Raw genomic sequence first — 19,030 nt, forward strand, 5'->3', positions numbered from 1 at the left:
ATTCATTTCATTAAAAACTTCGTGAGATATTGGTTCACCTGTTATTTCATTTATTTCTGGTGAAATATATTCTTGACGCTCAATAAAATCTGTATTAATAATAACTTCATTATTATCCATATTACGACCTACTAGCCTTATTCTTCTGACACTATTATTACCTCCGTTTAAAAATGCAAAAGTATCTCTTGCAAAATCTGCAATTGATTCCATTTTTTTAGATTTAACAGATAAAATAACTTCATGTTTAACTTCATTCAAATTATCTGAATAATTCAATGCTTCACCTCCTAACATCTGTTTATCGACATATATATCTGCACATGTAACGCGAGATAAATTGTCAATTTCTTCTAAAAAGTTATCTTTTACTACAGTTTCAAACTTAAATTGAATTGGTTCATCCAATTGAGCTCCGTAATGGTTCATATATCTTACGAACTGACTAATAGAGATGCCATGTAAATGCTTTTCTAACAAAAGAATCAAATCATTATTGACAAAATTAGTCACTAAATGTGTTTTCTCAATTTCACCTTCTGCTATATCCTTTGGACTTTCTCTTTCATCAACGGTTTCTTTATGAATTAAATTTGGTCTGTAACTATGAGTAGCACTTTTAAAAATTATATTTGCCTGATTATCATTCTGATAAAAAACAACACTATCAAGAATGCAAAACTTATTATTGCCCAAACTGAAATTTCTATCAGTTTTATTTAAACCAGTAATATAGTTAATAACATTTTTAAAGGATTCATTTAAATTTAAATCTTCATTACTAAGACATAAATAATAAAATCCTATTTTTCTTTTTTTTCGAGGCATACTGTAAGTTTTTTTTCTTTTTACTATAAATAAGTTATTCCAATCTTTAAAGCAAATAACTTAAATCTATTCATAACACTTTTACGGAAAACCATATTTAAACAAAATATTAATCATGGTTAACAAGAGTAATGAATTACATAATACCGAACAATACGTATTTATACTCCTTTTTCAATAGCTAGCAACTGTAGGTACGCGTTTAAAGTGGTAATTTTTAAAATTTATTAATCAATAACTTTTTATACGCATAAGCTAATTTCTTCAAATCCTCTACAAATAAGTTCGACAATTCAACGGTAAAGGGTACGTAAAACCTCTTCAGCAATGAAGAGGTTTTTTTGTTTTATACTAAATCAATACTCCTAACTCTAATCCTTTGGTTTATGGATATGAGGTTTTAAAATTGGATGTTTTGGTTGATTTGGTGGTGTAACCCTTCTTCTTTCATCTGGTGTCCCGTCTGGTGTTTTAGGTTTTGGACCGGGCTTAATTGCTTGGATTGTTTCCATAATTTAATTATTTTTAAAGTTATAAAATTATTTCGCAAAACTTAATAAAGTCTTTGCAGTACAAATAACCCTAATAATATCTTTAAGATATTACGGAAAAACATACCTTGAATCAATTTAAAACAATAAAACACATTATTAAGCTTCACAACTCGCATCATGCAAAACAGGAAAGTTGCACGAATTTGCTATAAAACACAATTGGTTTGCTTTAAAATGTAATTCCAAAGCCAATTCAATTTGATCTGGATTTGAAATTTTTACTTTTGGATTTAATCTAACCTCAACAAAACGTCCTCTTCCATCTGTAGAAACTTCAAGCGTTGCTTCGGCGTTATCTGCATATTCGAGAACTTCTATTCCGCTTTGAGAACAAACATATAAGTACGACATCATGTGGCAGGAAACTAAACTGCTTAACAATAAATCTTCTGGATTATACAATGCGGGATCTCCTTTAAATGCTTTTGCTGCAGAAACATCTAAAACTGGCTTGCCTTCAATTTTAATTTGATGACTTTTGCTGTAAGTTTTTGAAGTTGGATTTTCTTCTTTTTTTGAAGTCCAATTTAATTCTGCTTGGAATAAATGTTTCATTTTTCTTTTTATTGCTAAATTAAGTTTTTTCTTTTTCGAATCAATTAATCTGGCAAAGTCATAAAGTTTTATCCGCAATCTTGTCATTTCGACGAAGGAGAAATCTCCACAAGAAGCTCCACATGGAAATTCTCAAATCTTTATCGAGTTACTCGCGGAGATTTCTCCTTCGTCGAAATGACAAAAATGAGCAAATTCTTTGTTCCTATTAGTACTTTCATAAAAAAACCTCGAAAGCAATGCTTTCGAGGTTTTTAGAGAACTGAACTAATTAACAAATTCCAAAACTATTTCTTTACTGAAAATTTAAAAGTAGTTTTAGTTTTATAATTTTCTCCCGGGTTTAAAACCGTTGTTGGGAAATTTTTCTGATTTGGAGAATCTGGATAATGCTCTGTTTCTAAACATAATCCCGTTCTGTGTCCGTATGTTTTTCCGTCGCGTGTTGGCAAAGTCCCGTCAAGGAAATTTCCTGAGTAAAACTGAATTCCTGGCTCATCAGTAGTCATTTCCAAAACTCTTCCGCTTGCTGCGTGGTATACTTTTGCGATGATTGTTTTTCCTTTTTCAGGATTATTCAATACCCAGCAATGGTCGTAACCTTTTCCTCTTTCTAATTGTTCGTTTTTAGCTTCAATGTCTTTACCAACCAATTTTGGTGTTCTAAAATCAAAAGGTGTATTGGCAACATCCTCTAATTTTCCTGTTGGAATTAAAGTCGCGTCAACTGGAACAATTTTATCCGCATTTAAAGTCAATTCGTGATCTAAGATTGTTTTAGAAAAATCTCCAGATAAATTAAAATACGAATGCTGTGTTAAGTTTACAACCGTTTTCTTGTCTGTTGCTGCTTCATATAAAACTTCTAATTGATTATCATTTGTCAATGTATAAGTCACAAAAACTTGTAAATTTCCTGGATAACCTTCTTCCATATCTTTACTTAAATATGATAATTTTAAAGAAGCTGTTTCTCCAGATTTAATCTCATCTGCTTTCCAAACCACTTTAAAAAAACCATTCGGTCCTCCGTGTAAAGCATTTGGCGCATTATTTATAGCCAATTGATACTCTTTTCCATCCAAAGAAAATTTTCCTTTCGCAATGCGGTTTCCGTATCTTCCAATTAAAGCTCCAAAAAACGGATTCTCTTTTTCGTATTGTGCCAAAGAATTAAATCCAATTACAACATTTTCAGAAACACCTTCTTTATTGGGAACTTTCAAATCAGTAATAATACCACCAAAAGTGATGATATCTACTTCCATTCCGTTTTGGTTTTTCAACTTATAACTGTCGATTTTTTCCCCTTTTGCAGTTGTTCCGTAAGCCGATTTTTCGATCGTTACTGCTGCTTTTTGATCTGAAACTGTAGCATCCATTTTTTTATCGCTTTTGCATTGAACTGAAATTAAAGCCAGACTCAACAGGCCAATTCCAAAAACACAACGTTTTAATACATTCATAAATATTTTTTTTAATTGTAAAAGTGAAATGTAAGATATGAAAAAATCAAAAACAACAAAATTAAAACCTCTGAACCTTTGCCTCTTTGAACCTTTGTACCTTTGTACCTTTAATTAAAGTCCATGTTGAAACGAATGAAAATAAGCTTCATTCGCATTAATCTTATCTTTAAACTCTCTAACAGTCGTTTTTTCATCAATAACCAATAATTCGATTCCTGCGATATCTGCAAAATCTTCCATATATTCAGTTGTTATCGATTGGCTGTAAACAGTGTGATGAGCTCCACCTGCTAAAATCCAAGCAGTTGCTGCAATATCAAGGTTTGGTTTACAATCCCATAAAACTCTGGCAACTGGTAATTTTGGCAATTCAACCAATGGTTTAATAGCTTCCACTTCATTTACAATTAAACGGAAACGAGTTCCCATATCTACCAAAGAAACATTGATTGCCTCTCCAGCAGGTGAATTAAACACCAAACGAGCTGGATCTTCTTTTCCGCCAATTCCTAAAGGATGCACTTCACAAGAAGGCTTTCCATCAGCAATAGATGGACAAATTTCCAACATATGCGACCCTAAAACATATGATTTTTGTGGTGTAAAATGGTAAGTGTAATCTTCCATAAAAGAAGTTCCGCCTTCCAAACCAATGTTCATCACTTTTAAAGCTCTAACCATTGCGGCAGTTTTCCAGTCTCCTTCACCGCCAAAACCATAACCATCGGCCATTAATCTTTGTGTTGCAATTCCTGGTAATTGCTTCCAAGCTCCAAGATTTTCAAATGTATCTGTAAAAGCACCGAAACCTCCTTCTTCAAGGAAAGCCCTCAAACCTAATTCGATTTTTGCTGCTTCAACCAAAGAACTTCTTTGTGCTCCGCCCTCTTTTAAAGAATCGGTCAAAGTATATGATTGTTCGTAAACCGCTAATAAATCAGCTAATTCTTTCTCTGTTATTTTTTCGATATGTTTTGTCACATCTGAAGAATCGTATCCATTTACCGACATTCCGAAACGAATCTGAGCTTCTACTTTATCACCATCTGTAACGGCAACTTCGCGCATATTGTCTCCAATACGAGCTACTTTTAGATTTTGAAGTTCATCCCATCCAAGAACGACTCTTGACCAAATTCCTATTTTTTTATGAACTCTTTCATCTTCCCAATGCCCAACTACAACTTTACGCTTTTTACGTAATCTAGACATGATGAAACCGAATTCACGATCCCCGTGAGCCGATTGATTCAGGTTCATAAAATCCATATCGATAGATCCCCATGGAATTTCAGCATTGTATTGTGTATGTAAATGACATAATGGTTTTTTCAAAATACTCAAACCGCCAATCCACATTTTTGCAGGCGAAAAAGTGTGCATCCAAGCAATAATTCCGATACAGTTTTTCTCTGAATTCGCAGCCAAACAAACATCTAAAATCTGCGAAGGCGATTTCACCACATCTTTATAAACCACTTTTACCGGAATTGAAGATGAAGCGTCTAATCCTTTTGCAATTATCTGAGAATGTTCTGCTACTTTTCTAAGTGTTTCTTCACCGTATAATTCTTGGCTTCCTACTACAAACCATACTTCTTTTTGAGATATATCTATCATTTTGTTTAATCGTTTATTTGTTGAACTGTTTATTTGTTGAATCGTTTAATCGTGAAAACGGAATCGATTAAACGATTTACCGATTTACCGAATAAACAATTACTGTCCGTAATACGAATCTTTTCCGTGTTTACGATTGTAATGTTTCTTTATTAATGAATCTTTTAATCTTGGTGCGTTTGGATTTATTTGTAAAGTCAGGTATGCCATTTCAGCAACTACTTCTAAAACTTTACTATTGTAAACCGCTTTTGCCGCGTTTTTTCCCCAGGCAAACGGACCGTGATTTCCTATCAAAATCATTTCGACTTCTTCGTACGAAAGGTTTTTTTCTTTGAAACAATCCAAAATCTGAATTCCAGTATTGTGTTCGTAGTTTCCTTCAATTAAAGAATCTGCCATCGGGGGCGCACACGGAATATCAGCTGTTAAATGATCCGCATGAGTTGTTCCGAAAATTGGAATATCTTGTTGCGATTGTGCCCAAGCCACAGAATAGGTTGCATGTGTATGCGCAACGCCTCCAATATTTGGCCAATTTTTATATAAATAAGCATGCGTTTTTGTGTCTGATGACGGACGCATAGTTCCTTCGATTACGTTATTATCAAAATCGACAATGACGATATCTTCAGGTTTTAAATCTTCATAGGGAACGCCGCTTGGTTTAATAGCAAAAACACCATTTTCTCTATCAACGGCACTTACATTTCCAAAAGTGTAAACCACCAAATTCAATGCATTTAACTGCATATTTGCTTCGTAACATTCCTGTTTTAAATCTTTATATCGAGAACTCATTTTCTTTAATTTTAATAGATGGATCTTCAAAAGCACTTAATTGATCGTAAGCAATAAGCAGTTTGTTATACGCTGCCACTTTATCTAATTGAGGGAAATATTCTCCGTCAAAATCACTTCCTATTTTTTGGCTTGCTTCGATTACGTTTGGATAAATTCCTGCTGCAACAGCTGCGTAAATTGCTGCACCCAAAGCTGGAGTTTGGTCTGAAGCTGCGATTTTAATTGGCTTGTTTAAAACATTTGCCAAAGTCTGCATAATAAAAGGAGATTTACGAGCAACACCGCCAATTCCGATAACGCTGTCGATTTTCACACCTTCTTCTTCAAAACGATCTACAATTTTCTTCGCTCCAAAACAAATTGCGTTTACTAAAGCTTTGAAAATATGGGGTGCTTTTGTTCCTAAAGAAAGGTTTGAAATCGCACTTTTTAATTCTTGATTAGCATCTGGAGTTCGTCGCCCGTTGATCCAGTCTAAAGCAATTGGAAGACTTTCTGAAACTGGAATTTTATCTGCTTCTTTGGTCAATTCGACAATTAATTTATCACTTATTTCTTCTCTTAACTGTTCTTTTTGAGCATCGTTTAAAACAGAAGAAGTTTCTAATAAATGTTCCGTAGGCCACATCAATAGTTCTTTGTACCAAGCCAATAAATCGCCAAAAGCAGATTGTCCTGCTTCAAGACCAATAAAACCTGGAATTACAGAACCATCCACTTGTCCGCAGATTCCGCGAACAGTTTTTGTTCCTACTTCATCATAAGAACCAACCAGAATGTCGCAAGTTGAAGTTCCCATAACGCGAACTAAAGTGTTTTCTCCAATTTTAGCACCAACAGCTCCAGAATGTGCGTCAAAAGTTCCAACAGCTACTACTGTATCTGTTGAAAGCCCTAAACGGTCTGCCCATTCTTTGCTTAAATTTCCTGCTGCTAAATCAGATGTATAGGTTTCATCATATAAATTACCGCGAAGCTGCGCTAAATAAGGATGTAATTTTTCTAAAAATTCAACTGGCGGAAGTCCGTTCCAGTCTGTGTGCCACATTGCTTTGTGTCCTGCTGCGCAACGGCTTCTTTTGAACGTTTTTAAGTCTTTATTTTCGATTAATAAATACGTCATTAAATCGCAGTGTTCCATCCAAGTGTATGCTGCATTTCTAACAGCCTCGTCTTGTCTTGCTATATGAAGAATTTTTGCCCAAAACCATTCTGATGAGTAAATTCCGCCCACATATTTTGTAACGTCTTCTCCGCCCCAGCTTACTGCCAGTTCATTGATTTCGTTTGCTTCATTTATCGAAGTATGATCTTTCCATAAAACCATCATAGCATTTGGGTTTTCTTCAAAACCTTTAGTCAATGCTAATGGAGTTCCATCTTTTGTTACAGGAACTGGAGACGATCCTGTTGTATCTATACAAATTCCTTTTACTAATGAAGGATCAACTTTACTTTCTTTTATAACCGTTTGAATCGTGATTTCCAATCCTTCAATATGATCTAAAGGATGCTGACGAAATTGATTTATAGAGGCGTCGCAATATTGCTTATTCTTCCATCTTTTGTAATGAGAAACATTCGATGCTAGTTCCTGCCCATTTTCAGCATCTATAAGCACCGCTCGAACAGAATCTGTTCCATAGTCTAATCCTATTACGTAATTTTTCATTCGAAATTTATTTTTAATGGTGACAAATATACTTATAAATATTTATAAGTGTACAAAAAACACTTAATAAAAAAGATACAGTCTTTTTTTACAGATATTGCACTAAAACAGTTCTTTAGAAGAAAAAGACAAAATAAACGTTTAAATAACATTTATTATATTGCGATTATCTCATCTTACAATCTAAAACTGCAAAGCACAACCTGCTTCTCTAACTCTATTTTATCTGATTTTTTTCTTTTTTAACTTACTTTTATTCTAAAACCAAAACCTAAAAAGACATAAAAACTGATTTCTATTTCTTCTTCGTTTACAATCAAAATCATTGTAGTTTTAATTTTTTCCACTTCAAACTTTAAATAAGTGTTTCTTTAACATTTGTAAATTTAAATAAAAAAATGTCTTAAAAACAAATTAAAATTCTAAAACAACTGGTTGCAAAAAATAGATTTCGTAATTATGATTTTGAAAACTATCTTATACAAACGGCTTTTTAACTTTAATTCAGCTTTCGCAAAAAGTTTAAAAATTATAAATTCTACAAAAAAACTAATAAATACTGGGAGTTTACAGCTTTTTTTGAGGGTTCTAATTTTAAAAAATAAAATATCCAGCTTTATACGAATTCTCTTTTTAAAAATGTTTTTACCTTTGATCCTGATTTTGGTAATAAAAAGAATAATAAATAGAGAAATTATATTCTATTTATAGATGCCGAAATATATTATTGCCGATTCATATTTTTATTGCTATTTTCACATAAGTGTAAATGTTACATTAATAAATTATGAAACAATTTAGGAAGTTTATATCTTTACCAATAAATTATTAAATATGCTAAACAGTTATAGCTCTGCCGATAAGGTTTTACTAGCGGTAGATTGTATTATTTTTGGATTCGACAGTGAAGGTCTAAAAATACTTTTAATCAAAAGAGATTTTGAACCTGAAAAAGGAAAATGGTCCTTGATTGGAGGATTTTTAAAGCGTGATGAAGTTTTAGATAATGCAGCTATTAGAATATTAAATACGTATACTGGTTTAAACGATATTTATATGGAGCAGCTGTATGCTTACAGCGAAATTGATCGTGATCCTGTCGAAAGAACCATTTCTGTTTCTTATTTTGCCTTGATTAATATTGAAAACCACAATGCTGAACTAATTAAAAATTATCATGCTGAATGGTTCCCTATAAATGATGCGCCAAATTTAATTTTTGACCATAATGAAATGGTTCAAAATGCAATAAAAAGACTGCGATATAAAACTTCGATAAAACCAATTGGATTTGAATTACTACCGGAAAAATTCACCATGCGTCAGCTTTTAGAATTATATGAAGCTATCTTAAGTAAGGAATTAGACAAAAGAAATTTCATTAGTAAAATAAACTCTCTTGAGATTTTAAATAAACTTGAAGAAAAAGACATGCAGTCATCCAGAAAAGGATCGTATTTGTACACTTTTAATAAAGAAAAATACGAAGAGAAGTTACTAAATGATTTCGTTCTGAATTTATAAAAAACAAAACCCTGAAATTCCACAATTTTCAGGGTTTTTTCTTCAATAAAACTACTATTAAAAAAAATAAACAAAATTATTATCTTTTAACCTATGTATTTAGCTGTTATTATGAACACTAACTGCTAAAACATTAATAAGTGTAAAATTTACATTTGCAAATGTAAGCAAAATAATTCTTCAAAAACAAAAAATATCATCTTTATTTTTTTTATTAATAAATAAGAGAGTTTTTAATCAAATAAGGATTTAACTATAGTATGAATAACTGCATGTTAAATTCTTTAATAAATTACTACAAAGAATTTCGCATTATTAAAGAGGACTTGTTTTCGATTTGTTCCTTTTTTCCCTTTAAAACCATTTCTGCCAAAATTTTTCCCATCGCTTCAAAATGAGTAGAAATTGTAGTAATTCCGTTGGCTACCACTTTTTTCAAAGGAGTTTCATTATAAGAAATGATTCCAAAATCTGTTCCCAGTTTTAAATTTTGATCTCTCGCGCTTTCTATTACCCGAACCAAATCACGATCATTTGGTATAATGTACAAATCTCCTGCGTTTATCTTTCTATTTGTAAATTCGGCAATAATTTCAGATTCAAAATTATGTGCCGCACAAAAATCTTCAAAGCCCATTTTCATTCCTATTGGCTCTCGGAAACCTGGAAAAATCAAAATCAATTTCTGATATTTACTCAACCGTTCTTTTCCCCTCTCTAATCCTTCAAAAATATCCTTTTGATGATTCTGATAAATTGCAGGATACGATTTTAAGTCTGCGTTTGTCTGATCCAGTATAATAACATCACCCACTGGTAGGGTTTTTATAGAGCCAACTATATCTTTTAAATTTGTTGGCATTAAAATGTATTTCGTATAATTCCCAATACTGTCATTAATCAGTTTCTGAAAAACAACATTATTAAAATGATGAAAGTAAATATCGACCTGAACATTTTTCCCAATATTGTTTAAAAAGGAGCTATAAATATCTTCTTTGAAAATATTCAATTCATCAAACAACAAAAAAATCTTCTGTTTAATCGTGATTTCTACACTCTTAACGTAGTATCCTTTTCCGGGAATAGCATAAATAATACCTCTTTTTTTCAGTTCTTCGTATCCTAACAAAACGGTATCACGCGATAATGAAAATGCTAGACAAACTTTATTTACAGAGGGCAATCTGTCCCCTTTAACCAGTTTTTCGTCTTCAATTGCTTTTTCAATTGAAAGAATAATCTGCTTATATTTTGGCAGACCAATGTTGTTTTGAATCGAAATTATGTTCATATAAAATAAAGGTCTTTTAAAATTTACACAAAAACTGGTAGGTACCGGTATGCAAAAATAAAGAATGTTTTTATTTTTGACTTTCATTTTTCTAAAATTTTAATGAAAACAATAAACAAATCACACAGTAACGAAACTTCTAATGCTGATTTTTCTGATTTTGGACCAGAGATCGAAAAAATTCGTTCTTTCGAATTATCGAATAAAAACGGAATGAAGATTCAGATTTTAAATTACGGTGCAACTATTAGTTCCATTCAGATTCCAATTTCTGAAGGTAAAATTGTTGATGTTGTTTTGGGATTTGACTCTCCGAAGTCTTATTTAGAATCTTATAATTTACCTAGCGCTCCTTATTTTGGAACAACGGTTGGGCGTTATGCGGGGCGAATTCATAAAGGACTTTTTTCTTTAAATGGAAAAACATACCAATTAACAAAAAACAATAACGGAAACTCTTTACATGGCGGAAGTATTGGTTTTGGAAAAAAAATATGGACTGTTACCAACCAAACGTCTAATGAAAATCCGTCGATAACATTTCGTCTTTTAAGCGAAGATCTTGATGAAAATTATCCTGGAGAATTACAAGTTGACTTAACTTACACGCTGACAGAAGATAATGAGCTGAAATTAAATTATAAAGCAATTTCGACAGAAGATACTATTATAAATTTAACGCATCATAGTTATTTTAATCTTGATGGTCACGATGGCAGTGTTCTGGATCAAAAAGTTTTTATTGATGCCGAAAAAATGCTGGAAACTAACCAAGAGAATATCCCAACTGGAAAATTTATTGATCTCAGCAACCATGAATTTAATTTTAGAACTGAAAAAAATTGTCCGGCTTCAATCGACAACTCTTTTGTTATCAATAAAACCAATAATCCTTCAGCATCTTTATTTAGTTCAAAAAACAATTTAAAAATGAACGTTTATACGGATCAGCCAAGTGTACACATATATGTAGGCGGTAATTGTTTTGACATTTTAAAAGGAAAAAACGAAACTGCTTACCATAAAACGAGCGGAATTTGTTTTGAAACTCAAAACTTTCCAGATGCTCCCAACCAAGCACATTTTCCTAATTCAGTTTTAAGAAAAGGTGAAACATATAATCAAGAAACCGTTTATAAATTTGAAAGTTTAAGCTAAAAACGGTAAACTAATTACAGTATAATGAATGACATTTTAATACAAAATACGACTGCTTTCTTTGAAAAATCTTTTGGGACTAAACCAGAAAAAATAGTACTTTCTCCAGGAAGAATCAACATTATTGGCGAACATATTGACTATAATGATGGTTATGTTTTACCTGCAGCAATTGACAAAGTAATTTGTTTTGCTTTGAAAAAAAACAATTCCAAAAAATCAAAAATAATTGCCATCGACTTAAACGAGGAATTTGAAATTGATTTAACTCAGGAAGTAAATTTAAACGATATTGTCTGGACAAATTATATTCGAGGCGTTATTAAACAATTGCAGGATAATGGCTTTTCATTTGAAGGTTTCAACTGTGTTTTCAGCAGTAATATTCCTGTTGGTTCTGGTTTATCATCATCTGCCGCTTTAGAATGTGGAATGATTTTCGGGATTCAACAGCTTTTCGATTTAAAAATTGAGAAAGTAGACATAGCATTATTAGGACAAAAGGCTGAACACTGGGTGGGAATTAATTGTGGTATAATGGATCAGTTTTCAAGTGTACTTGGTCTTGAAAACAAGGTTATTCAATTAGACTGCAACACATTAGATTATCATTATCATAATGCTGATTTTAAAGATTATTCTTTGGTTCTATTTGACAGCAATGTTAAACATTCTCTTTTTACATCTGAATATAATACACGCAGAATAGAATGTGAGCAGGGATTGTCGATAATTAAAAGTCATTTTCCTGAGGTAAAAAGTTTTAGAAATTGTACCGAAGAACAACTTTTAAGTATTCAAGACAAAATGGATGAAACTGTTTTTAAAAGAGTTCATTATGTGGTAAAAGAAATTAATCGCGTTATAAAAGCCTGCGAAGCGCTGGACAAAGGAAATATAGAAGAATTAGGACAATTGCTCTTTGAAACACATTATGGTTTATCTCAGGAATACGAAGTAAGCTGCGCCGAATTGGATATGCTTGTTGATACGGCAAAAGCAGATAATACTATCATTGGTTCTCGCTTAATGGGCGGCGGTTTTGGCGGATGCACCATTAATTTAATTAAAAAAGGTCATGAAAATGAGGTGAAAAGTAAGTTTTCAAATCTTTATTTAAATACATTTGGGATTGAATTAAAATTTTACGACGTAAAAATCTCAAACGGAACAACATTACTTTAAATACCACACCAAAAAAATGAAAAATTTTGACATTAACGAAGATCCTCACAGACGTTTTAATCCTTTACTCAATGAATGGGTTTTAGTTTCACCTCATCGTGCGAAACGTCCTTGGCAGGGTCAAAACGAAACCATTTCGACTGAGAAACTTCCTAAACATGACCCAACTTGTTATTTATGTCCGGGAAATGTTCGAGCAAACGGAGTAAGTAATCCAGCATACAAAAACAGTTTTGTATTCGACAATGATTTTGCTGCTTTAAAACAAGATGAGATCATTTTTGAAGAAGATATTAAACATACCTTTTTTAAGGCTGAACCTGAACAAGGAATTTCGAGAGTGGTTTGTTTTTCACCAAGACACGACCTAACGATTCCGGAAATGGAAGTTGCCGATATTGAGAATATTATTAAAACTTGGCAAAAAGAATATGCTGATCTAGGGAGCATTAAATATATTAACCACGTTCAGATTTTTGAAAATAAAGGAAGCGTTATGGGATGCAGTAATCCGCATCCGCATGGTCAGATCTGGGCGCAGTCATCATTGCCTACTCAGGTTGAAAAAACACATAAAAGCTTAAAAGCGTATTACGACAAAAATCAAAGAACGCTGCTTGAAGATTATGTAAAGGCTGAATTAAGAGTTGACAGTCGAATTGTAATCGAAAATGATCATTTTGTTGCATTAGTTCCGTTTTGGGCAATCTGGCCTTATGAAACTATGATTGTGAGCAAAAATCCAATTAGCAAAATCACAGATTTTAATGCTGAAGAAGTTACCGCTTATGCCAAAATTTTAAAGCAGCTTACCATTAAATACGATAATTTATTCAGCACATCATTTCCTTATTCTTCAGGAATTCATCAAGCGCCAACAGATAATTTTGATCATCCAGAATGGCATTTTCATATGCATTTTTATCCACCGCTGCTTCGCTCAGCAACTGTAAAAAAATTCATGGTCGGCTATGAAATGATGGGAGAATCGCAAAGAGATATTACACCAGAAAAAAGTGCCGAAATTTTAAGACAACAATCAGACGTTCATTATAAATAAAAATTGGCTGAATTTTTCTTATAAAATAAGTATTGGATAGAAAATTTAACATAATAATTTATTTATAAATGTAAATAATACATTTACAATAGCAGATATATAACTTTTTATTTTAAATTTGGCTTCCGTTCTTTTTTTAGTAAAAAAATAACAGAATAAAAACACATTTTTCATTTTTTAAACAAATTAAACCATACAAAACCACAAAAAACAATCGCTATACTAATTATCTAATATACCATTATCAATGAACCAGAACCTCGCTCTTGCAGATTATGCAGTATTTATTATCTATTTTCTCGTAGTATCTATCTATGGATATACGATTTATCGCAAACGCGAAAAAAATGAACATGATGCCAAGGCTTATTTCCTTGCCGAAGGAACACTTACATGGTGGGCAATTGGAGCTTCGTTAATTGCATCAAACATTTCGGCTGAACAATTTATCGGAATGAGCGGTGAAGGTTTCTTCTTAGGAATTGCAGTTGCTGCTTATGAATGGATTGCTGCTATTGCTTTGATTATTGTTGCAGTTTGGTTTATTCCTGTATATCTTAAGAATAAGATTTACACGATGCCTCAGTTCTTAAAAACACGTTACAATGAATCGACGGCTTTAATCATGGCGGTTTTTTGGTTGTTTTTGTATGTATTTGTAAACCTTACTTCTATTTTATATTTAGGAGCAGTTGCCATTAATGGTCTTGCTGGCGGAGAATATCTCCATGCCATTATGATAGGCTTAGCTGTTTTTGCATTAATTATCTCTTTAGGAGGAATGAAAGTTGTGGCTTATACCGATGTAATTCAGGTAGCGGTTTTAATCATTGGAGGTTTAGTTACAACTTATATCGCTTTGACTGTAGTATCTGATCATTTTGGTTTTGGAAAAGATGCTCTTGCAGGTTTCAATCTATTAATGGAAAAAGCACCTGAACATTTCAAAATGATAATTGACAGACCTACTGCTTCTTCATCTCAACTTGAAATTGATAAATATTTAACTTTCCCAGGTTTAATGTCTTACTTAGCAGGTATCTGGATTATCAACCTTAACTATTGGGGATGTAACCAATATATTACTCAAAGAGCTTTAGGTGCCGATTTACAAACTGCGCGTAATGGTATTTTGTTTGCAGGATTCTTAAAATTATTAATGCCTCTTATCGTTATGCTGCCTGGTATTGCTGCTTACGTTTTATATCAAAATGGTGGTTTACCACAATTGATTGGTGGAAAAGACGGAGCTTACTCGGCAATGCTAACTTTCCTTCCAACAGGTTTAAAAGGATTATCTGTTGCTGCATTAACTGCTGCTATCGTAGCGTCATTAGCAGGTAAAGTAAATAGTATTTCGACAATCTATACTCTAGACGTTCACAAAAAATACATTCAAAAAAATGCGAGTGACAGACACCAAGTTAATATCGGAAGATATGCTGTTTTTGCTGCTATGCTTTTAGCCGTATTATTTACATGGAATGATATATTAGGAATTGGCGGTGTTGGTGGATTTACTTATATTCAAAAATATACCGGCTTTATTAGCCCTGGAGTTTTTGCGATGTTTTTCCTTGGAATGTTCTGGAAAAGAACTACTGGAACTGCAGCAATTGTAGGTGTAATTTTAGGATTTGTATTATCTGTTTTATTCAATGAATATGCTCCAATGCTTTTCGGAAATGAAACCTTATTATATACTGCTTATTCTAATGGAAAAGGCGCATTCGAAATTCCGTTCCATATTTGTATGGGATTATCATTCTTCTTTACAATGTTGGCAATGATTGCAATCAGTTTTGCTGGACCTAAAGTAAACCCTAAAGCATTTGAAATTGATTCTGAAATGTTTAAAGTTAAACCACAAACTACTGTGTTAATCGTAATTACATTATTGATTATTGTAGCATTATATGTGAAGTTCTGGTAGTAGAATTTTTACTATATATTTTAAAGAAAAAAGAGGATATTAAAATTAATTTCCTCTTTTTTGTATTTAAGAACCTATATCTTCCCGAGTAAATCCAGCTTTTAAAATAGCTGTTGTATCTGTAATTTGATTAGAGAAATCAACCCTTATATTATCCGGGTCTTTAGAAGAATAATCTATTATAAAAAATTTATTGATTTTTTCGCTATAATTTTCAGGACAACGGTCGCAACTATTTCTATACCATTTGTTGTTTACATTATATTTGAAAAAGCTTACTGTAGTCTTAGGAAATGTTTTACAAAAAACAAACTTACATACCGTTTGTTTTTTATTTTCCTGAATTTCTTTCGACCTTAAATGCCCTTTTATAAAAAGAAAAATCAAACCAAAAACAATAGCAAAAAGAACTAATTTGCTAATTTTATCTTTCATTTTTTTGTCTGTTACTTCCCTAAAACAATTATTCTTTATCCAAACTCTCTTTTTGCATATTTAGCAAATATGCCATATTTGCAATTACGTGATCATGCTTTTTAACAAACGAATTTTCTTCATTCCAGACATAACCTGCCAAAACAGCGCATATTTTTTCTTTTACCTCAGGATTTTCTGGCTGATGGAAAAATAAAGTCTGCAGATTACCTGTGTACCATTCTTGTACATAAGTCGTAAATACTGCAATTCCGCGTTTCATATATTGTGTAAACTCGACCTCCCAATCAACAGGAGTTCCTTGTGCTTCTTTCAAATATAATTTTGCCGCCAGCATTCCAGATTCAGTAGCAAAAGCTACACCTGACGAGAAAACAGGATCTAAAAATTCTGAACTATTTCCTGTTAAAGCAAAACCGTCGCCATACATTCTTTTTACAGCTCTCGAATAATTCTCCAATTTTACAGGCTCAAACAAAAACTCAGTTCCCTGAAATCTTTTAATATAAAAGTCCGACAGCTGAATGGCATTTTTCAAAGCCTCAGCATTGTCTTTATTTTCAGAAAGAGAATTGATAAAATCAGTCGGCCCTACAACACCTAAACTTGTATTTCCGTTAGAAAACGGAATTACCCATAACCATACTTGGGTTTCTAGAATATCAAATGAAATTTGAGTTCCTTCTTCCCCTTCTTCTCTATTAATATCTTTTACGTGTGTAAATATTGAAGAATGCGGATCTAATTTCGAAGGCGTATCCAAATCTAAAAGTCTTGGTAAAACACGTCCATAACCGCTTGAATCGATAATAAACTTCGCGTGAATTTCTTTTAAATTCCCATCCTTATCTTTTACAATAGTTTTAGAATTTTTTCCTTCAAAAGAAACTTCCAAAACCTCTGTTTCAAATTCCAGATCAACACCTTTACGAACGACTTCCTGAGCCATTGTATTGTCAAAATCAGCACGCGGAACCTGCCAGGTCCAATCCCAGCCTTCTCCAAATTTCTTGCTGAAATCAAAAACACAAATTTCTTCACCTCTTATAAAACGTGCTCCCAGCTTCTTTTCAAAATTCATTGCATTAAGAGCGTCAAACAATTCTGCCTCAGCAAAATGATCCATTACTCTAGGAATTAAGCTTTCGCCAACAACAAGCCTCGGAAACCTTTGTTTTTCAACAACTTTTACCTTAACATTGTTTTTATGAAGATACGATGCCGATACGCATCCAGAGGGTCCGGCGCCTATCACTAAAACATCTACAAACTCCTTTGTCATAATAAAAATATTATCAATTATTACCTTACATTTGCCATCATCAAAATAACTACATTTATTTTGATTAATAAAATTAAATTAGCACAATCAAAACCGATTTAATGAATACAATTAATGAATATTTAAGTTTAGCAGAATTCGAATCTATTATATTTGGAAATAATAAAGTTGCAATAAGCGATGTCGTTCTAAACCGAGTAAATGAAAGCTTTAATTTCCTAAAAGAATTTTCTGGAAACAAAGTAATTTACGGCGTAAATACTGGCTTTGGCCCAATGGCGCAATATAGAATTAAAGAATCTGATCAAATTCAGCTTCAATATAATTTAATCCGAAGCCACTCATCTGGAACCGGAAAACCTTTAAGTCCAATTTGTGCAAAAGCAGCAATTCTAGCACGATTAAATACACTTTCATTAGGAAACTCAGGCGTTCATCCGTCAGTAATAAACCTAATGTCTGAACTTATTAATAGAGATATTACACCATTAATCTTCGAACACGGCGGTGTTGGTGCCAGCGGTGACTTAGTGCAATTATCACATTTAGCTTTAGTTTTAATTGGTGAAGGCGAAGTTTTTTACAAAGGCGAAAGAAGACCAACTCCAGAAGTTTTTGAAATCGAAGGCTTAAAACCAATTCAAGTAGAAATTAGAGAAGGTTTAGCATTAATCAACGGAACTTCGGTAATGACCGGAATTGGTGTTGTAAATGTATATCACGCTAAAAAATTATTAGATTGGTCATTAAAATCTTCATGTGCAATCAATGAATTAGTTCAAGCTTATGACGATCATTTTTCAGAAGAATTAAACCAAACAAAACGCCATAAAGGACAACAGGAAGTGGCGGCGAAAATGCGTCAAAATCTTTCAGACAGTACTTTAATTCGTAAAAGAGAAGACCATTTATATTCTGGTGAAAATACCGAAGAAATCTTCAAAGAAAAAGTACAGGAATATTATTCATTAAGATGCGTTCCTCAAATTCTTGGACCGGTTTTAGAAACCATTAATAACGTTGCTTCAATTTTAGAAGACGAATTTAACTCGGCAAACGATAACCCAATTATCGACGTAAAAAATAAACACGTTTACCACGGCGGAAATTTCCACGGAGATTATATTTCGCTTGAAATGGACAAATTGAAAATCGTTATTACAAAATTAACGATGCTTGCAGAACGTCAATTGAATTATTTATTGAATTCAAAAATCAACGAATTGCTGCCTCCATTTGTAAATTTAGGAACATTAGGATTTAATTTCGGAATGCAGGGTGTGCAGTTTACAGCAACCTCAACAACTGCCGAAAGTCAAATGTTATCCAACCCAATGTACGTACACAGTATCCCGAACAACAACGATAATCAGGATATTGTAAGTATGGGAACCAACTCAGCTGTTATTACCTCAAAAGTGATCGAAAATGCTTTTGAAGTTTTGGCTATCGAAATGATTACCATTGTTCAAGCAATTGATTATTTAGAACAAAAAGATAAAATCTCATCGGTTTCTAAAAAATGGTACGATGAAATTCGAAACATAATTCCTACTTTTAAAGAAGATCAGGTGATGTATCCTTTCGTTCAAAAAGTAAAAGATCATTTGATCAACAATTAAAACTTGTTTTACAATATTAATATTGAATCTTAAAA

General features: G+C 32.5%; 16 protein-coding genes. 6 read left to right on the plus strand and 10 right to left on the minus strand.

Annotated elements, in window-relative coordinates; all coding sequences use genetic code 11:
* From BOW57_RS12790 to BOW57_RS12815, 7 genes are all read right to left on the minus strand, one after another.
* Positions 1-828 (minus strand): hypothetical protein (locus BOW57_RS12790; RefSeq protein WP_129054760.1); only part of this gene is annotated, 828 nt, incomplete at its 3' end.
* Positions 829-1,199: 371 nt separating this feature from the next.
* Positions 1,200-1,340 (minus strand): hypothetical protein, encoded by a 141-nt coding sequence (locus tag BOW57_RS20640; RefSeq protein WP_164973707.1) that lies wholly within the window; start codon positions 1,338-1,340, stop codon positions 1,200-1,202.
* A 138-nt stretch (positions 1,341-1,478) separates the two neighbouring features.
* Positions 1,479-1,937: an OsmC family protein gene (locus BOW57_RS12795; RefSeq protein ID WP_129054762.1), complete on the minus strand. Its 459-nt coding sequence runs from the start codon at positions 1,935-1,937 to the stop codon at positions 1,479-1,481.
* Positions 1,938-2,224: 287 nt separating this feature from the next.
* A complete protein-coding gene (locus BOW57_RS12800) occupies positions 2,225-3,403 on the minus strand; it encodes an aldose epimerase family protein (RefSeq protein WP_129054764.1) in 1,179 nt (392 codons plus the stop codon).
* A 114-nt stretch (positions 3,404-3,517) separates the two neighbouring features.
* Complete coding sequence (gene araA, locus BOW57_RS12805; protein WP_129054766.1) at positions 3,518-5,026, minus strand: L-arabinose isomerase; 1,509 nt, start codon at positions 5,024-5,026, stop codon at positions 3,518-3,520.
* Positions 5,027-5,125: 99 nt separating this feature from the next.
* On the minus strand, positions 5,126-5,827 hold the full coding sequence (locus BOW57_RS12810; protein ID WP_129054768.1) for an L-ribulose-5-phosphate 4-epimerase: 702 nt from the start codon (positions 5,825-5,827) through the stop codon (positions 5,126-5,128).
* Complete coding sequence (locus BOW57_RS12815) at positions 5,811-7,502, minus strand: ribulokinase (protein ID WP_129054770.1); 1,692 nt, start codon at positions 7,500-7,502, stop codon at positions 5,811-5,813. Before BOW57_RS12815 ends, BOW57_RS12810 begins: the two co-directional genes overlap by 17 nt.
* 834 nt (positions 7,503-8,336) lie before the next feature.
* On the opposite strand from BOW57_RS12815, the gene BOW57_RS12820 reads away from it, so the two are divergent.
* On the plus strand, positions 8,337-9,026 hold the full coding sequence (locus tag BOW57_RS12820) for an NUDIX domain-containing protein (RefSeq protein WP_089053606.1): 690 nt from the start codon (positions 8,337-8,339) through the stop codon (positions 9,024-9,026).
* A 295-nt stretch (positions 9,027-9,321) separates the two neighbouring features.
* Here the strand turns inward: BOW57_RS12820 and BOW57_RS12825 are convergent, their stop codons facing one another.
* The gene (locus BOW57_RS12825) at positions 9,322-10,320 is read right to left on the minus strand and encodes a substrate-binding domain-containing protein (RefSeq protein WP_129054772.1); all 999 of its coding nucleotides are present in this window, start codon (positions 10,318-10,320) and stop codon (positions 9,322-9,324) included.
* 102 nt (positions 10,321-10,422) lie between these two features.
* On the opposite strand from BOW57_RS12825, the gene BOW57_RS12830 reads away from it, so the two are divergent.
* The 4 genes from BOW57_RS12830 (at position 10,423) to BOW57_RS12845 (ending at position 15,656) form a co-directional block, all read left to right on the plus strand.
* Complete coding sequence (locus BOW57_RS12830) at positions 10,423-11,478, plus strand: aldose epimerase family protein (protein ID WP_129054773.1); 1,056 nt, start codon at positions 10,423-10,425, stop codon at positions 11,476-11,478.
* Between the two features lie 24 nt (positions 11,479-11,502).
* Positions 11,503-12,663: a galactokinase gene (galK, locus tag BOW57_RS12835; RefSeq protein ID WP_129054774.1), complete on the plus strand. Its 1,161-nt coding sequence runs from the start codon at positions 11,503-11,505 to the stop codon at positions 12,661-12,663.
* A gap of 16 nt (positions 12,664-12,679) precedes the next feature.
* Entirely contained in the window at positions 12,680-13,723 is a 1,044-nt protein-coding gene (locus tag BOW57_RS12840; protein ID WP_129054776.1) for a UDP-glucose--hexose-1-phosphate uridylyltransferase, read from the plus strand.
* A gap of 247 nt (positions 13,724-13,970) precedes the next feature.
* Positions 13,971-15,656: a sodium/sugar symporter gene (locus tag BOW57_RS12845; RefSeq protein ID WP_129054779.1), complete on the plus strand. Its 1,686-nt coding sequence runs from the start codon at positions 13,971-13,973 to the stop codon at positions 15,654-15,656.
* A 66-nt stretch (positions 15,657-15,722) separates the two neighbouring features.
* On the opposite strand, the gene BOW57_RS12850 is transcribed toward BOW57_RS12845, so the two are convergent.
* On the minus strand, positions 15,723-16,091 hold the full coding sequence (locus BOW57_RS12850) for a hypothetical protein (RefSeq protein ID WP_129054781.1): 369 nt from the start codon (positions 16,089-16,091) through the stop codon (positions 15,723-15,725).
* Between the two features lie 28 nt (positions 16,092-16,119).
* Positions 16,120-17,373: an NAD(P)/FAD-dependent oxidoreductase gene (locus BOW57_RS12855; protein WP_129054783.1), complete on the minus strand. Its 1,254-nt coding sequence runs from the start codon at positions 17,371-17,373 to the stop codon at positions 16,120-16,122.
* Positions 17,374-17,474: 101 nt separating this feature from the next.
* On the opposite strand from BOW57_RS12855, the gene hutH reads away from it, so the two are divergent.
* A complete protein-coding gene (gene hutH / locus BOW57_RS12860; RefSeq protein WP_089053599.1) occupies positions 17,475-18,995 on the plus strand; it encodes a histidine ammonia-lyase in 1,521 nt (506 codons plus the stop codon).
* Positions 18,996-19,030 lie beyond the last annotated feature (35 nt).

This window comes from Flavobacterium sp. YO64 (genome assembly GCF_004119505.1).
In the GTDB taxonomy this organism is placed as follows: Bacteria; Bacteroidota; Bacteroidia; order Flavobacteriales; family Flavobacteriaceae; genus Flavobacterium; species Flavobacterium oncorhynchi.

Excerpts from the sequence above, each read along its gene's own strand:
- BOW57_RS12840 (WP_129054776.1), top strand. The coding sequence starts at position 12,680 with ATGAAAAATTTTGACATTAACGAAGATCCTCACAGACGTTTTAATCCT.
- hutH (WP_089053599.1), top strand. The coding sequence starts at position 17,475 with ATGAATACAATTAATGAATATTTAAGTTTAGCAGAATTCGAATCTATT.
- BOW57_RS12800 (WP_129054764.1), bottom strand. The coding sequence starts at position 3,403 with ATGAATGTATTAAAACGTTGTGTTTTTGGAATTGGCCTGTTGAGTCTG.
- araA (WP_129054766.1), bottom strand. The coding sequence starts at position 5,026 with ATGATAGATATATCTCAAAAAGAAGTATGGTTTGTAGTAGGAAGCCAA.
- BOW57_RS12815 (WP_129054770.1), bottom strand. The coding sequence starts at position 7,502 with ATGAAAAATTACGTAATAGGATTAGACTATGGAACAGATTCTGTTCGA.
- BOW57_RS12845 (WP_129054779.1), top strand. The coding sequence starts at position 13,971 with ATGAACCAGAACCTCGCTCTTGCAGATTATGCAGTATTTATTATCTAT.
- galK (WP_129054774.1), top strand. The coding sequence starts at position 11,503 with ATGAATGACATTTTAATACAAAATACGACTGCTTTCTTTGAAAAATCT.
- BOW57_RS12830 (WP_129054773.1), top strand. The coding sequence starts at position 10,423 with ATGAAAACAATAAACAAATCACACAGTAACGAAACTTCTAATGCTGAT.
- BOW57_RS12850 (WP_129054781.1), bottom strand. The coding sequence starts at position 16,091 with ATGAAAGATAAAATTAGCAAATTAGTTCTTTTTGCTATTGTTTTTGGT.
- BOW57_RS12795 (WP_129054762.1), bottom strand. The coding sequence starts at position 1,937 with ATGAAACATTTATTCCAAGCAGAATTAAATTGGACTTCAAAAAAAGAA.
- BOW57_RS12810 (WP_129054768.1), bottom strand. The coding sequence starts at position 5,827 with ATGAGTTCTCGATATAAAGATTTAAAACAGGAATGTTACGAAGCAAAT.
- BOW57_RS12825 (WP_129054772.1), bottom strand. The coding sequence starts at position 10,320 with ATGAACATAATTTCGATTCAAAACAACATTGGTCTGCCAAAATATAAG.
- BOW57_RS12820 (WP_089053606.1), top strand. The coding sequence starts at position 8,337 with ATGCTAAACAGTTATAGCTCTGCCGATAAGGTTTTACTAGCGGTAGAT.
- BOW57_RS20640 (WP_164973707.1), bottom strand. The coding sequence starts at position 1,340 with ATGGAAACAATCCAAGCAATTAAGCCCGGTCCAAAACCTAAAACACCA.
- BOW57_RS12855 (WP_129054783.1), bottom strand. The coding sequence starts at position 17,373 with ATGACAAAGGAGTTTGTAGATGTTTTAGTGATAGGCGCCGGACCCTCT.